16 protein-coding genes are annotated in these 15,000 nt (G+C 66.4%); 9 read left to right on the top strand and 7 right to left on the bottom strand.

Annotated elements, in window-relative coordinates; all coding sequences use genetic code 11:
• The first annotated feature begins 81 nt into the window (after positions 1-81).
• Both OM513_RS14945 and OM513_RS14940 read left to right on the top strand, forming a co-directional pair.
• Positions 82-948: a phosphorylase family protein gene (locus OM513_RS14945; protein WP_264945352.1), complete on the top strand. Its 867-nt coding sequence runs from the start codon at positions 82-84 to the stop codon at positions 946-948.
• Positions 949-1,025: 77 nt separating this feature from the next.
• On the top strand, positions 1,026-1,310 hold the full coding sequence (locus OM513_RS14940) for a hypothetical protein (protein ID WP_264945351.1): 285 nt from the start codon (positions 1,026-1,028) through the stop codon (positions 1,308-1,310).
• A 19-nt stretch (positions 1,311-1,329) separates the two neighbouring features.
• On the opposite strand, the gene OM513_RS14935 is transcribed toward OM513_RS14940, so the two are convergent.
• The 3 genes from OM513_RS14935 to OM513_RS14925 form a co-directional block, all read right to left on the bottom strand.
• Complete coding sequence (locus tag OM513_RS14935) at positions 1,330-1,641, bottom strand: alkylphosphonate utilization protein (RefSeq protein ID WP_264945350.1); 312 nt, start codon at positions 1,639-1,641, stop codon at positions 1,330-1,332.
• Positions 1,642-1,713: 72 nt separating this feature from the next.
• Complete coding sequence (gene acnA, locus OM513_RS14930; RefSeq protein ID WP_264945348.1) at positions 1,714-4,386, bottom strand: aconitate hydratase AcnA; 2,673 nt, start codon at positions 4,384-4,386, stop codon at positions 1,714-1,716.
• Positions 4,387-4,632: 246 nt separating this feature from the next.
• On the bottom strand, positions 4,633-5,829 hold the full coding sequence (locus tag OM513_RS14925; protein WP_264945347.1) for a Fic family protein: 1,197 nt from the start codon (positions 5,827-5,829) through the stop codon (positions 4,633-4,635).
• A gap of 616 nt (positions 5,830-6,445) precedes the next feature.
• Between OM513_RS14925 and OM513_RS14920 the strand changes: the two genes are divergently transcribed.
• The 3 genes from OM513_RS14920 (at position 6,446) to OM513_RS14910 (ending at position 8,843) form a co-directional block, all read left to right on the top strand.
• The gene (locus OM513_RS14920; RefSeq protein WP_264945345.1) at positions 6,446-7,177 is read left to right on the top strand and encodes a hypothetical protein; all 732 of its coding nucleotides are present in this window, start codon (positions 6,446-6,448) and stop codon (positions 7,175-7,177) included.
• Positions 7,178-7,388: 211 nt separating this feature from the next.
• On the top strand, positions 7,389-8,249 hold the full coding sequence (locus OM513_RS14915; protein WP_264945344.1) for a hypothetical protein: 861 nt from the start codon (positions 7,389-7,391) through the stop codon (positions 8,247-8,249).
• Between the two features lie 42 nt (positions 8,250-8,291).
• On the top strand, positions 8,292-8,843 hold the full coding sequence (locus tag OM513_RS14910) for a superoxide dismutase family protein (RefSeq protein ID WP_264945342.1): 552 nt from the start codon (positions 8,292-8,294) through the stop codon (positions 8,841-8,843).
• A gap of 114 nt (positions 8,844-8,957) precedes the next feature.
• Here OM513_RS14910 and OM513_RS14905 read toward each other — a convergent pair whose 3' ends face one another.
• The 3 genes from OM513_RS14905 to OM513_RS14895 form a co-directional block, all read right to left on the bottom strand.
• Complete coding sequence (locus tag OM513_RS14905) at positions 8,958-10,520, bottom strand: spinster family MFS transporter (RefSeq protein WP_264945340.1); 1,563 nt, start codon at positions 10,518-10,520, stop codon at positions 8,958-8,960.
• Between the two features lie 303 nt (positions 10,521-10,823).
• The gene (locus OM513_RS14900; RefSeq protein WP_264945338.1) at positions 10,824-11,036 is read right to left on the bottom strand and encodes a hypothetical protein; all 213 of its coding nucleotides are present in this window, start codon (positions 11,034-11,036) and stop codon (positions 10,824-10,826) included.
• A gap of 11 nt (positions 11,037-11,047) precedes the next feature.
• Entirely contained in the window at positions 11,048-12,109 is a 1,062-nt protein-coding gene (locus OM513_RS14895; protein ID WP_264945337.1) for a nucleotide-binding protein, read from the bottom strand.
• Between the two features lie 277 nt (positions 12,110-12,386).
• Here OM513_RS14895 and OM513_RS14890 point away from each other — a divergent pair, with 277 nt between their 5' ends.
• Both OM513_RS14890 and OM513_RS14885 read left to right on the top strand, forming a co-directional pair.
• Complete coding sequence (locus OM513_RS14890; protein WP_264945336.1) at positions 12,387-12,890, top strand: low molecular weight protein-tyrosine-phosphatase; 504 nt, start codon at positions 12,387-12,389, stop codon at positions 12,888-12,890.
• Positions 12,880-13,359, top strand: a complete 480-nt coding sequence (locus OM513_RS14885; protein ID WP_264945334.1) for an MEKHLA domain-containing protein — start codon at positions 12,880-12,882, stop codon at positions 13,357-13,359. The genes OM513_RS14890 and OM513_RS14885 overlap by 11 nt, the downstream gene beginning before the upstream one ends.
• Positions 13,360-13,506: 147 nt before the next feature.
• Here the strand turns inward: OM513_RS14885 and thpR are convergent, their stop codons facing one another.
• Positions 13,507-14,040, bottom strand: a complete 534-nt coding sequence (thpR, locus tag OM513_RS14880; RefSeq protein WP_264945332.1) for an RNA 2',3'-cyclic phosphodiesterase — start codon at positions 14,038-14,040, stop codon at positions 13,507-13,509.
• Between the two features lie 147 nt (positions 14,041-14,187).
• On the opposite strand from thpR, the gene OM513_RS14875 reads away from it, so the two are divergent.
• Both OM513_RS14875 and OM513_RS14870 read left to right on the top strand, forming a co-directional pair.
• Positions 14,188-14,667: a Bax inhibitor-1 family protein gene (locus OM513_RS14875; protein WP_264945331.1), complete on the top strand. Its 480-nt coding sequence runs from the start codon at positions 14,188-14,190 to the stop codon at positions 14,665-14,667.
• A gap of 36 nt (positions 14,668-14,703) precedes the next feature.
• A partial coding sequence (locus OM513_RS14870) for an IS5 family transposase (RefSeq protein ID WP_264945548.1) occupies positions 14,704-15,000 on the top strand: 297 nt, incomplete at its 3' end.

Below are 15,000 nucleotides of genomic sequence, written 5' to 3'. Positions count from 1 at the left end.
GGCGGCTGGCGTTGGCGCGCGGGGCGGCTATAGGGCCGGATGCGTGCCGGCGGCGGCGCGAATACCGGGTTTGGAGGGCTTATGGGCGGCTGGACGATCGGGATCATCGGCGGATCCGGGCTGTACGATGTCGACGGCATCGAGGACGGCGATTGGATCGAGTGCGAAAGCCCTTGGGGCCGCGCGTCCGACGATTGCTTCGTCGGCTGGGTCGGGCATGTGAAGGCGGTGTTCCTGCCGCGCCACGGCCGCGGCCACCGTATCAGCCCGTCGGAGCTGAACGCGCGCGCCAATATCGACGTGCTCAAGCGCCTGGGCGTCACCGACGTGCTGTCGATCTCCTCGGTCGGCAGCCTGGTGGAGCCCCGCGCGCCCGGCAGCTTCACGATCGTCGACCAGTTCATCGACCGGACCAAGGGCCGCCCGTCGTCTTTCTTCGGCAGCGGCATGGTCGCGCATGTCTCGATGGCCGATCCGGTCTGTCCGCGGCTGTCGGCACTGGCCGCCGATGCCGCGCGCGCGGCCGGCGCGCAGGTGTTCGAGGGCGGCACCGCGCTGATCATGGAAGGTGCGCAATTCTCCACGCGCGCGGAAAGCAACCTCTACCGGAGCTGGGGCTGCGACGTGATTGGCATGACCGCGATGCCCGAGGCCAAGCTGTGCCGCGAGGCCGAGCTGCCCTATGCCATGGTCGGCATGGTGACCGATTATGATTGCTGGCGCGAGGACGAGGAGGCGGTGGACGTCGCCGCGGTGATGGCCCAGCTCGGCAACAACGCGGCGAAGGCGCGCGCGCTGGTGATGCACCTGTTGCGCAACCTGCCCCAGGAGCGCCCGGCGAGCCCGATCGATACCTGTCTCGACTCTGCGATGATCACCGCGCCGCACGCCCGCGACCCCAAGGTGCTGGCGAAGCTGGACGCGGTGGCGGGGCGCGTGCTGGGCTGAACGCCTGGGCGGCTTCGGTAGATTCACGGATTCGCCAGGACCGGCGCCGGGAGCATTTTGAGCTCAAGGAGGCGCTTATGGTTTGGCCATTCGATCTCAGCGAAGACGAACAAGAGAGCCTGGAGCATCCCTATTCCGATAACCCCTTGGCGGATTTGGGGATTCGCGCGGCGGGCGGTGTTGTCAACGGTATCGGGGGCATTGCCGGGGTCATCGGCGGTGCAACGCTGCTGGGCATAGCGTCGCCCTTTGTCGCGCCGGTCGCGGTCATTGCGGGGGCCATCGCGCTCCGGCGCGGGATGGCGCACCCCGAACTGGCCGTGAAGGCCGCGCGCAAGATCTATCAGGTGACGAGCCGCTGACGCGGCCGGGGCCGGGGCCTCAGCGCTTCTTCACGAACTCGGCGCGCAGCACCAGGCCCTTGATACCGTCGAAGCGGCAGTCGATCTCCTGCGGATCGCCGGTGAGGCGGATCGATTTGATCGCGGTGCCGCGCTTCAGCGTCTGGCTGGTGCCCTTGACCTTCAGGTCCTTGATCAGCGTCACGGCGTCGCCATCCGCCAGCAGGTTGCCGACCGCGTCGCGCACCTCGGTGCCGCCTTCGGCCGCCGCAGGCGCCTGTCCGGCCTGTGAGGCGGGGACCCATTCGCCGCTCGCCTCGTCATAGACATATTCTTCGTCGCCGCCGCTCATCGCATTGTCCTTGAATGGAAAAGGGAGGGGCGAACCCCCTCCCTTCCCGGGTTTCCGGTGCTGGGCGGCGGCTCAGGCCGCCAGCTTGCGCAGCACATATTGGAGGATGCCGCCGTTGAGGAAATACTCCAGCTCGTTGACGGTATCGATGCGGCAGCGGGTGAGGAACGTCTGGGTGCTGCCGTCGGCGCGGGTGAGGAGGACCTCCACGTCCTGGCGCGGGCGCAGGCCGGCGACGTCCTTGATCGTGAAGGTCTCGGTGCCGTCCAGCTTCAGCGTCTCGCGGCTCACGCCTTCGCCGAACTGCAGCGGCAGCACGCCCATGCCGACCAGGTTCGAACGGTGGATACGCTCGAAGCTCTCCGCGATCACGGCGCGGACGCCCAGCAGGTTGGTGCCCTTCGCCGCCCAGTCGCGGCTGGAGCCGGTGCCATATTCCTTGCCCGCGATCACCACCAGCGCGGTGCCGTCCGCCTTGTGGCGCATCGCCGCGTCATAGATCGGCATCACCTGGCCGCCGTATTTCGACATGCCGCCCTCTACGCCCGGCACCATCTCGTTCTTGATGCGGATGTTGGCGAAGGTGCCGCGCATCATCACGTCATGGTTGCCACGGCGCGCGCCGTAGGAGTTGAAGTCCTTCTTCGAGACCTGGTGTTCCTGGAGGAAGGTGCCGGCGGGGCTGTCGGCCTTGATGCTGCCGGCGGGGGAGATGTGATCGGTGGTGATCGAATCCCCCAAAATCGCCAGGGGCTTGGCCTCGACGATATCGGTGACCGGCGCGGGGACCATCGTCATCCCTTCGAAATAGGGCGGATTGGCGATGTAGGTGCTGCCCGCGGGCCAGCGATAGGTATCCGATCCCTCGACCGAAATTTCCTGCCAGTGCTTGTCGCCCAGATAGACGTTGGAATAGCGGGTGCGGAACATGTCGTCGTCGATGTTGGCGGCGATCAGGCCGGCGACCTCTTCGTTCGACGGCCAGATGTCCTTCAGGAACACGGGTCCGTCCTTGCCTTCGCCGATCGGCGTTTCGATCATGTCCTCGGTCACCGTGCCCTTGAGCGCATAGGCGACCACCAGCGGCGGCGAGGCGAGGAAGTTCGCCCGCACGTCCGGCGACACGCGGCCTTCGAAGTTGCGGTTGCCCGACAGCACCGAGGCGGCGACGATATCGTTGCCGTTGATCGCGGCCGAGATCGGATCCGCCAGCGGCCCCGAATTGCCGATGCAGGTGGTGCAGCCATAGCCCACCAGGTTGAAGCCGACCGCGTTCAGATCCTCGGTCAGCCCCGCCTTGTCGAGATAGTCGGTCACCACCTGCGATCCCGGCGCCAGCGAGGTCTTCACCCAGGGCTTGCGCGTCAGCCCCAGCGCCCGCGCCTTGCGCGCCACCAGGCCCGCCGCGATCAGCACCGAGGGGTTCGACGTGTTGGTGCAGCTCGTGATCGCCGCGATCACCACGTCGCCGTCGCCGATATCGTGCGAAGCGCCCTCAACGGGCACGCGCACGGCCTGGTCCTTCTTGTAGACCTTGGTCAGATCGCCGTTGAACACCTCGTCCACCGCGGGCAGGCTGACGCGGTCCTGCGGGCGCTTCGGCCCCGCCAGGCTGGCGGTGACGCTGCCCATGTCGAGCTCCAGCGTGTCGGTGAACACCGGATCGGTGGCGTCCTCGTCGCGCCACATGCCCTGGGCGCGCGAATAGGCCTCCACCAGCGCGATCGTCTCTTCCGGGCGGCCGGTGAGGCGCAGGTAATCGAGCGTGCGATCATCGACCGGGAAGAAGCCGCAGGTCGCGCCATATTCCGGCGCCATGTTGGCGATCGTCGCGCGATCGGCCAGCGACATGCTGGACAGGCCCGGGCCATAGAATTCGACGAAGCGGCCCACCACGCCCTTGGCGCGCAGCATCTGCGTTACCGTGAGCACCAGATCGGTGGCGGTGATGCCTTCCTTCAGCGCGCCGGTGAGCTTGAAGCCCACCACTTCGGGGATCAGCATCGACACCGGCTGGCCCAGCATCGCGGCCTCCGCCTCGATCCCGCCCACGCCCCAGCCCAGGATCGCCGAGCCGTTGACCATGGTGGTGTGGCTGTCCGTGCCCACCAGCGTATCGGGATAGGCGACCGTGGCGCCCGTGGCATCGGCCGAGGACCAGACGGTGCGGCCGATATATTCCAGGTTCACCTGATGGCAGATGCCCGTGCCCGGCGGCACGACCGAGAAATTGTCGAGCGCCTTCGAACCCCATTTGAGGAACTCATAGCGTTCCAGGTTGCGCTGATATTCCAGCTCCACATTCGCTTCGAACGCCTTGGGGCTGCCGAACTCGTCCACCATCACCGAGTGATCGATGACGAGGTGGACGGGCACCAGCGGATTGATCTTGGCCGCATCGCCGCCCAGCCGGGTGATCGCATCGCGCATCGCCGCCAGATCCACCACGCAGGGAACGCCGGTGAAATCCTGCATCAGCACGCGCGCCGGGCGATACTGGATCTCCCGATCGGGGGCGACGGGGTTCTTCTGCCAATCGACGATCGCCTGGGCATCCTCCGGCGTGACGGTCACGCCGTCTTCGAAGCGGAGCATGTTTTCCAGCAGCACCTTCATGCTGAAGGGCAGGCGGCTGATGTCGCCCAGCTTCGCCGCCGCCTTGGGCAGCGAATAATAGGCGTAGCTCTTGCCGCCCACGACAAGCGTGTCGCGGGTGCCGAGGGTGTCGTTGCCGATGGCGGTCATCTGTGCGGGGCCCTTCCCTGTTGATGCGGCCCGGCGGTGGCCGTGGGGAGGCGGAGGGGCTGGCGGGGGCGCGGGGCCAGAAGCGGCCGGGCCCTTCCCCGCAGCCGCCCCGCGCAAGGCGCGCGCCGGGTGTGCTGCGAATGCGAAGATTCGCCGGAGCCGATAGCAGGGGGATGGGGATGGGGGAAGGGGACGGGTGGGGGAGACTTAGGTAGGGGGTGGGCGGTCTCGCGCGTCGGGCGCGTCCTACTCCGGCTTTTCGGGAAAGAGGCCGGGCATCCAACGCGACGCCAGCGTTGCAGGGAAGGCGATATGGAGCGGCGCCCGCGAGCTTTCGGAGGACAGAACGCCCATATCGATCAGTGCGGATGCGACCCGGCGGGCCTGCCGTTCGCCTGTCCCTACGATCGTTTCGAGTTCGCCGCGCGGAAGTTCGCCGCGATAAAGCACCGCATCGAGTATATTCGCCGCCTTTGCGGGCAAGTTGCCGAGCGCGGCCTCTTCACCCGCCCATTGGTGAATTCGTGTCCGCAGCCGGTTCGGCTCAACCAATCCCGACATGAACGCCACCTGATCGATGCAAACCTGCAGAAAATATGCCGTGAAGCCCGCCAGCTCCTCCTCGCTGAGCGCGCCCCTTCCATCAAGGTCGTTGCGTCGTGGCAGATCGCAAGCGGCAAGATGCTGTTTATAGCGTTCGGCGGTGCGGCCCAGTCCGCGGGCCACCGACCAGATGCCCCCAGTGTCGAGCGCGTCGAGCATCATCGCGTGCGACATCAGCCGCGCGACACGGCCGTTGCCATCGAGAAATGGATGGATCCATACGAAGCGATGGTGGGCGGCGGCCACCGCGACGATGGCATCGCTGCGCCCCAGCCCGCCATAGGCCCATTCGAAATGATCCATGAAGCGCGGCACGGCGCCGGGGCTGATGGCGAGATGGCGCCCGACCTGGACGTCGCGGCGGCGCAACTGCCCGGGCTCGACCCGAACGCGCTCGCCAGTGCCTGGCATCTCCACCCAAAGCAGGTCCTCCGGCAATTCGGCGCAGAAGCGGGCATGCGTTTCCTCAATGCCGGCGCGCGTGTGGGCGCGGCAGGAAAGCGCTCCCCCGTCGATCCATTTCTGCACCTCGATGTGCGCGCGCGCCTCAAGCTGGAGGTCGCGCTTGACGGGATCGTCGCTAAAGTCGTTGCGAAGCGCACGCTCAATATCGACCGGATGCGTGTCGTGGCCTTCGATGAGGTTGCTGTAATAGCAATTCATGGCCCGGACGAGGTGGGCCAAAGCGGTGCTGACGCCTTTGGGAAGGCTGCTGCGAAAGGCGGCCGCTTTGGCTGCGAGATCAACGGCGAGATCGCGTAGGTGCGGGAGGCGTTGCGAACCTTCGCCGATCTTCATCGGCTGCATCGAATCGATCGTCTCGCCGCGGTCTTCCGCCACCTATATGTCCTCTTTCGTGTCCGGTTCCTGGTATGATAAAAATAGCGGTATTCTAGTGTATTGTGATAAATTGAGCGTGGATCATGTCCTTTATGATGTCCGCTTCTAGGTCCGGTTAATCCCGCCCTGGAAGGGTTGTCAAGGACATGGCTTTCGGCGCCCCGCGCAAGGCGCGCGCCGGGTGCGCTGCGAATGCGAGGCGGGGCGGGAGTTGATGGCAGGGAGACGGGTGGGGGGCGAGGCTTAGCTAGGGCGGCGAGGCGTGGTGCTTTGCGACTCGCAATCGGACATACGTAGCCGTTCACGACAGTTCGGGTTCACGCGGGAGGAGTACGTCGAGTAACCGAGTATGGCGATTGTCTGAACAACAAGCAGCCAGAATTCACGTCGACATCGACTCCGTAGAAAGCTCTTTTAGTACAACGACAAGTATCAATCTGGCTACGCCGGGTCCGGCTTTGCCAAGTTGATCGTGCTGGCTTATTTGCCAAAATCCGCGCTGTCCGCCACAGCGTGGTGCGGACTGCATCAACTGCGCGTCGCTATGCTTAGTGCCGCGGGCCGAGATGGGGCGTCATGGCTACAGCGACTATCTCGACTGGGGGAAGGAGAATGCGTGAGCGACAGTAACGAAAGGCGCAACGATGGCCTCGATGACAACTGGGTCGACAAGGCCGTCGCGGCGACGAAAGGCGTGGCCGGCCTCGTGCCGATGTTTGGCGGTCCGCTTGCCGAGGTGATCGGCGTTGCCATCCCCGGTCAGCGCGCCGACCGGATCGCGACCTACGTGCGTCAACTCTCGGTCAGGCTCGACCAGATCGACGCTGAAATGCGCGACGGGCTCGCGTCTAACGCCGAGAAGATCGACCTGATCGAGGAAGGCGGCTACCAGGCTGCTCGTGCAACTTCCCGCGAGCGTATCGAGCGCATCGTGGCGGCCGTTCAGCGCGGCCTAGCAGAAGATGACGCTGACGTCGTTCGTCGCAAGCGCCTGCTGATCCTGCTCGGCGAGCTGGATGACGACGAGCTCAACTTACTCAACGCCTACGGGCGTTCATATGGTGGGCGCGATCGAAATGCGTTCGAGCGGGTGAACCGTCCCGACCCAGTCCACATGCAGTCGAGTCGCGGCGATATTGAGCGAAATCACCTCTACGATCTAGGTCGGGCACATTTGATCAGGCTTGGCCTGCTCAAGAAGAACTATGGTAACGTGAAGAAGGGGCAGGTGCCCGAGTTCGATCCGAGAAGCGGCGACTTCAAGCACTCTGTCGAGGTTTCGGGTCTTGGACGGATGCTGCTCGCCGAGGTCGGACTCGGAGCCGACCTAGAGGATGATTTCGACTGATCGCAGCAACCTGGAAGTGATCGCGACGGAGTTGCTCGTTTCGGGGCTGCGAGGGCGAAGCTCTGCTTCAGTTGGTCGCGATCCGGAAAATGGATAGACCCCTAACGGTCCAGTTCTAGCCGTCCCCACCCGACTCCCCCCCAATTCCCCCTGTCCTACAGCCCCGTCCTTGCGATACCTCGCCTGCTCCCTTTTGCATGGAGCGAGTCGCATGGCGCATCTTCCCAACAAGCCGTTCACGCGATGGACGCGGGATACGGAGGCCGCTTTCCTGCTGGCGCTGAAGCTCACCGGGCAGGTGCGCAAGGCGGCGGCGGAGATCGGGCGGGCGACGACCACCGCCTATGCCTATCGCAACCGCAACGCCGATTTCGCGGCGCGATGGGATGCGGTGGTGGCCGAGCACCAGGCCGAATGGCTCGCCGCGCGCCGGCCCGCGGAGCCGCCCGAGGAGCGGCTGCGCCCCGGGCGCGACCGGCGCGACGGGTGGAACGCGCAGCGGCGCCGCGCCTTCCTGAAGACCGTCGCCGAATGCGGCAGCGTGAGCGAGGCGTGCCGGCGCACGGGCATCTCCACCACCGCCGCCTATCGCTATCGCAACCAGCATGCGCGCTTTGCCGCCGAATGGGACGATGCGCTGATGCAGGCGGCGACCTCCATCGAGCATGAGGCGTGGCGCCGCGCGGTGGAGGGCGTGGAGGAGCCGGTGGTCGCGGGCGGGCAGATCGTGGGCACGCGGCGGCGCTATTCGGATACGCTGCTGCGCGCGCTGATGGCGCGGGGCGAGCTGATCATGACGGCCGGGCGCGCGGGCGGCGGGCGGCCGCTCACCCAGCGCGAGAAGGTGGCCCGCGCGCATGCCGCGGCGGCCGAGGCGGGCGGCGCCTTTTTCGAGAAATGCCGGCAGGAGGATACCGACGCCGCGATCCTGAAGAAGATCGAGATGGTGGAGCGCGCCCGCAACCGCGAGCGCGGCGAGGAGCAGGCGGCGGAGTGGCTGCGCTGGGGGCGGGCCTGGGCCGCTTTCGGCAGGGCGATGGACGGCGGGGATGGAACCGCGGGCGCGCGCTGACTATTGTCCGTGCCGGTGCGTAACGGATTGAGGAGTGGCGCGATGCGGGCTTGGCAGGGATTGGCGGCGGTTGCGGGGATGGCGCTGCTCGCGGGATGCTCCGGACGCGATGGTGCGGTGGACGGGACGCCCCCGCCCGAGCCCGCCCCGGGGCTGGTGGCCGGGCTGTGGACCGGCAAGGGCGTGGCCGCGGGCGTGGCGAGCGCGACCGAGGTGCCCGGCGGCGTCCGCATCCAGGTGGAGGCCGAGGGGCTGACGCCGGGGCCGCATGGCGTCCACGTCCATATGGCGGGCAAGTGCGACGCGCCCGACTTCGCCAGCGCGGGCGGGCATTGGAACCCGTCCGCCAAACAGCATGGCGCGATGAACCCGATGGGCCCGCATGTGGGCGACATGCCCAACCTGATCGCGGGCGCTGACGGCAAGGGGACGCTGAGCTTCGTGCTGGCGGGCGCGACGATCGCGGGGCTGGCCGACGCGGACGGCGCCGCGCTGATCGTCCATGCGGGCGAGGACGACCTGAAGACCGATCCCAGCGGCAACAGCGGCGGGCGCTTCGCCTGCGGCGTGCTGGAGACGCCGAACGGGGGGTGAGGGCGGCCATGGCCTGGCTGGCGGTTCTGGCCCTCTTCCCCGACCGGCCACCCAACTTCAGTATCCTGTGGATGGCCGGGCGGGGGAGCGGGCCGGTGCCGCGATAGGATCACCCTATAGCGGTTCCCCGGCGGCGCGGGCGCGTTGCTGGCGGCTGGCCTCTGCCTCGGGCAGCAGGCGCCACGCGGCGATCGCCGCCGCCAGCGCCACCGGCACCGTGACCAGCAGCGCCAGGATGCCCGTCGCCAGGCTCCCGCTCAGATACGAGATGCGCCCCGCCAGATAGGGGCCGAGCGCCAGCCCGATCAGCGTGGTGCCGATGAAGAACGCCGCCGTCGCCGTGCCGCGCATGCGGGGCAGCACCAGATCCTGCGTCGCCGCCGCCGACGCGCCCAGCGCGGAACTGGCGAGGAGCTGGGCCAGCGGGATCATGGCATAGAAGAGCGCGGGCGTATCCGCCGTGAAGGCCAGCGCCACCGCGGGCACCGGGGCGACGCTGCCGAAGATCACCACCGCCACGCGCCCCGCCGGATGCCGCTCGCGCAGCCGGTCCGCGATGCGCCCGCCCAGCGTGACGCCCAGCAGCCCCGCCACCGCCGCGGGCAGGCCCACCATCAGCCCCACCTCGTCCGCCGAAATGCCGAACTCGCGCCGCGCGAAGCTGGGCGCGAAGGCAGCGACGGCATAGGCCAGGAAGGCGTTGAGCCCATAGGCCAGCACCACCGCCAGGAAGGCGCGGCTGCCCAGGATCAGCGCGAAGCTGGGCGGATCGCGCTGGCGCAGCGCCGCGCCCCAGGAGAAGACGGCATAGACGCCCACGCCCACCGCCGCCCATTGCAGCAACGGCTCGCCCAAGCCCACCACCAGCACCATCACCGCCGCGCCCACCATCGCCAGCACCGCCACATTGGCGGCCAGCGCGCGGATGCCACGCCGCGCCGCGCCCAGCAGCGTGAACGGCGGGATGACGGTGAGCAGTTCCTCGACAAAGCCCTTGAACGGCGCGGGATCGGGTGGGGCCAGCAGCCCTTCGGACTGGCCACGCATCGGCTCCCGCAATGTCGCCACCAGCACCGCGACCAGCAGCCCGGGCACGCCCACCGCCAGGAACGCGGCCTGCCACCCGGCCAGCCCCATCGGCCCGCTGTGCGCCGGATAGGCGGCGTCCCACCGCTCCACGATCGCCCCGCCGATGAACAGCGAAAGCCCGCCGCCGACATAGATGCCCGCGCTGTATATCGCGAGCGCGGTGGCGCGCAGCCGGCGGGGAAACCAGTCCGATATCAGCGAATAGGCAGCCGGACTGGCGGTCGCCTCTCCCACGCCCACGCCGATCCGCGCGCCCGCCAGCGCCAGGCCGGTGCGCGCGAAGCCCGACAGCGCCGTCATCGCCGACCACAGCGCCAGCCCCAGGCTCATCAGCCGCACCCGCCGCCAGCTATCCGCCAGCCGCCCCAGCGGGATGCCGAACAGCGCATAGAAGACGCCGAACGCGGTGCCATAGAGGAAGCCGATATCGCCGTCGGTAAGCCCCAGGTCGCGCTTTATGTCGTCGGCCAGGATGGCCAGGATCTGACGATCGATGAAGTTGAGCACATAGACGAGGAAGAGGACGCCCAGCACATACCAGGCATAGCCCCCCGCGCGTTGCGGGGTGGCGGGCGTTGCATCGTCCATGCGCTCTCCTGTCGCGGTTGCCCGTCGTTGCGGCAGGGGTAGCAGAGTGGCGGGGGATAGGCGAGGTGGGGGGGGGGCTGGGGGTGGCGTTGGACGTTTTTCCGCGCTTGAGGGGCCTCAAAGCAGGTGTTTAGTGGGCCTGGCTTGATTGTCCGAAAATGGGGACTTTGTTGCCTTGCTGCTCCGCATCGAACCCGTCGCGAGAGCGGACATAGGCGAGGCTGCAACAGAATGGGCAATTTTGTTGCATAGGAATTATTTAATTTCAGTGACTTATGTTTCTAAGACGTCGCTGCACTCATTTCAGTCGCCTCGATTCACATTATCGGCAGTCGAGCGATCAGGGTTGTCCCGTGCGTATTCTCGCCCGTTGATTTTCACCACATGCGCACCGGGGTGCTCTCCTCGCTTAATTTCAGCGACGATATTGCGCCGAGGAACGTTCTTTCGGGACCCCACATCGTAGTGCTCGTTACGCCCACCCGGCCCATCATTTCGTCCTTTGATGTTCGTCATAGAGCGATCTCCTATTTGAACTCGTTGAAAGCTTTCAAAAGCTTCATCGTCGCAGGCATGTTGAGTTCGTCGCCGCTATATCGGCACTCATAAAGGCCTTGAAGATTTGACGGGAGCGACACTCCTTCCTCTACCAACAGGATGAAATTCCTGCCATACAAGGCCATCGCTGCACCGATCTCAATCAGCACATTACCATTTACTTGTGGAACTTCTTTGCCGGTACTGTCCAGCAGAGTGCCTTCAGAGCCGACATGGATGACGGCAGCGTGGCAGCTCCGCATCTCATCCATTACCTTGTCCGGGACAGGCTTGGCGGCGGTTTCGCGCTCTTGAGCGACAATGGGCTCGAACTTGCCAAAGAGGACAAGCTCCTTGACCTGTTCCAAAATCTTTCGGTTCTTGCCGTGTGTAATAAAGACTCGATTTCCACGGGCAGCTCCTCCCGAATGAGACGTCAATTCAGCACCACCACCCGAATCAGAATCAGATTTGGCGTCCTCCTCAACCGGGTCCGGGTCGTCCACTAGCTTCTTAATTTCGGATGGCGCGCCCTCGGCTAGAGCACGAGCGTTGCTGCCATCGAACTCGAATCGGGTTGGCTGACCCTTTCGACCGACCACAAGCTTACCAAGGTCGGCGCCTTCCGCGATTTGAAAGAAGCATACAGCTTGGTCATTTAGAATCTTGTCGTTCGACGACGCCTCGCCTTTAAAATGCTGGTGCCAATGCGCGGCTACCTCAAGCGCCGACAGTGACAGCTCGTTACGGTGGACGGCACGTTCGACTACAGCGCGATATGGCCCCACGGCGGCTACGACTTCCCGCAAGGCCTCTGATCGCCTGGCCCCCTTGTCTCTGCCAACGAGCCGTCCACGCTCCGTAACCATCATCTTGCCGCTGCTATCGTCAATGAGCTCCCAGAATTTCAGAGCATTGATTTTGCGTGCGTCCAGAACCTTGCTGTCGAGGACGGCCTTTGCCTCTGCCATCGTCGCGCCCGTGGGTTTCGTCACCAGATAACCACAAAGCGCATCGACATCGTTGAGCGTTGTTCGGATTGGCAATGCCATATTCCCATCCCTTATGTGTGCGCTCTAATATAAGCCGCTTTAATAAGGGCGTCAAGATCGCCGTGACGGGTGTGGAAAAATTCGATTCGATAGTGAAAATTTATGCGCGCAACCCTATTGCCCATTTTGTTGCAACGGCAGCTTTCAGGCGACAGCTCCTTGCTACGGAACGGCAAGGTTTGGGTCGAAACCCGCCGGTTCGCGGCCTGCCCGCCAACAGCCAAGCGCCACCACTCGCCCCCTTGATCCCTCGCCCGTTCGGCGGGAGATAGCCCTTATGCGGGTGCCTTCGGTTCTGTTTGTCTGTCTGGGGAATATCTGCCGGTCGCCGCTGGCGGAGGCGGCGTTTCGGGAGGCGGCGGGGCGGGATGGGCTTGGCGCCATCGCCGATTCCGCCGGGACGGGGGACTGGCATGTCGGCCGCCCGCCCGATCCGCGCAGCCAGGCGGTGGCGCTGGCGCATGGCGTGGACATCTCCGGCTATCGCGCGCGGCGGGTGCGGGGGGAGGATTTTCGCAGCTTCGACCATATCCTGGCGCTGGACGGGCAGAACCTGCGCGATCTGCGCGGCATCGCCCCGCCGGATACCAGCGCGCGGCTGGCGCTGCTGATGGATCATGTGCCGGGCCGCGCGGGGCAGGGCGTGCCCGATCCCTATTATGGCGGGCCAGAGGATTTCGCCGCGGTGTGGGCCGATTGCCGCGCGGCGGCGGACGCGCTGGTGGCGATGTTGCGCGCCGGGTTGCGCGATGGGCCGCGGGATGGGTTGCGTGGCGGCTGACCGGCCGGCGGACCTGCCGCTGGGGCTGGCGGAACCGGCGATGCGCGCGCGGCTGGCGCTGATCGCCGAGAGCCACCTGCGGCTGACGGGCCGCGCGCTGGTGCCCGCCGGGGCCGATCCCGTGGCGGCGCTGTGGCAGGCGCCCGCCGCGATCGTGGCGCACGGGACGGAGGCGGACCCGTTGTTCTTCTTCGGCAATCGCGCGGCGCTGGCGCGGTTCGCGATGCGCTTCGATGCGTTCGCGGGGCTGCCCTCGCGGCTTTCCGCCGAGCCGCTGCTGCGCGAGGAGCGGCAGGCGCTGCTCGATCGCGTGGCGCGCGACGGCTTCATCGCGGACTATTCGGGCGTGCGCATCGCCGCCGACGGCCGCCGCTTCCGCATCGAGGCGGCGGTGGTGTGGAACCTGGCGGACGCAGGCGGCGGGCTGCACGGACAGGCGGCGGCGTTCGATCGGTGGACGGAGCTGTAGGGGGCGGTTTTGGGGCTCTGTTTTTTTAATCACGCGAAGGCGCGAAGGCGCGAACCAGGAAAGCTTCGCGCCTTCGCGCCTTTGCGTGAGATATAAACCAAGCCGGGACGGCGCAGCGCGAACGGCCCAGGCCAGGCGCGCCCGGCGCTATCCCAGCGGCCAATCGGCGACGGGTTCGTATCGGGCGGCGCCGTGGCCCAGGCGGCTTTCGAACAGGATCAGGCGATCGAAGGCGAAGGGATCGCTGGCAAGCGCGGCATGGGCGGCGAGGAAGGCGGCGGCGGCCTCCGGCGGGGCATTCAGCCGGGCGAGGGTGATGTGGGGCAGATAGGCGCGGCGCTCCGGCTCCAGCCCCATGCGGGCCAGCGCCTGATCGACCTTGCGGTGGAGCCGTTCCAGCGGCTCGCGGGGGCTCAGGCCCGCCCAGACGCTGTTGAGCCGCCCGCGCGTATCGAAGGCGCCGGTGCCGCAAAGCGCAGCCTCCGCCGCGGGCAGGCGCAGCGCGTCGATCGCGGCCACGGCGTCCTCGGCCGCGGGGCGGTCCACCGCGCCGATGAAGCGGACGGTGACGTGGAGCTGATCGTCCTCCTGCCAGCGCGCGCCGGGGATGCCGCCCATCAGCGACAACAGCCGCGCGCGGATGGCGCCGGGCGGCCTGAGACCCAGGAATAGCCGGTGCATGCCGCCCGGCTATCAGCCGGTGCCGCGCGCGTCATGCGAATTCGGCGTGAAACCGGTGGCCGCGGGTGAGCTATTCGCTTGAAAAGCGGGGCGAGTGCGATGATATTCGGGCAATCTGGCAAATAGCGCCGGACAAAGGAGTTCAAGATGGCCGATTGGTCCGATCCGCAAACCTCTGCGCCCTATGCGCGTGGGAGCGCCGCGCAGGCCGCCGCCTATGACGCGGGGCTGCGGGCGCACATGCTCGGCGTGTACAACTATATGCTCTCGGGCGTGCTGCTGACCGGCATCATCTCGCTGGTGATGTGGCAGACGGGCTTCGTCGAGGCGCTGCTGCGCTTCAACTATGCCGGCGAGCCGGTGGGCATGTCCGGCCTCGGCTGGATCGTGGCGCTGTCGCCGCTGGCGATCGTGCTGGCGATGAGCTTTGGTCAGATGCGGCTTTCCACCGGCACGATGCAGGTGCTGTTCTTCCTCTATGCGGGGCTGATGGGCGCATCGCTGTCGACGATCTTCCTCGCCTATACGGCGGGTTCGATCGCGCAGGTGTTCTTCGCCACGGCGGCGGGCTTCGCGGGGCTAGGCTGTATCGACATTCAGAGGATTTCCAAAGGTAGGGATGTCTGATTCATGGGTTTCTGCAGTTGCGGAGGCACCATGGGGATCAAGCGATACGAGTTGAGCGAAGCGCAATGGCATCGGATCGAGCCGATGCTTCGGGGCAAGGAGAGCGATCCTGGCCGGACGGCGGTGGATAATCGATTGTTTATAAACGGTGTTTTGTGGGTCTTGCGATCCGGCGCGCGCTGGTCGGACCTTCCTGAGCGCTATGGCAAGTACAAGACGGTGCACAAACGCTTCACCCGCTGGGCGCGCGCGGGCGTGTGGGAGAGCATCTTTGCCATGCTCGCACGTGACCGCGACAACGAGTATTTGATGATCGACAGTTCGATCGTGCGT

The organism is Sphingomonas canadensis (genome assembly GCF_026013525.1).
GTDB classification, from domain to species: domain Bacteria; phylum Pseudomonadota; class Alphaproteobacteria; order Sphingomonadales; family Sphingomonadaceae; genus Sphingomonas; species Sphingomonas canadensis.
This window is presented reverse-complemented; position numbering and strand designations above follow the sequence as displayed.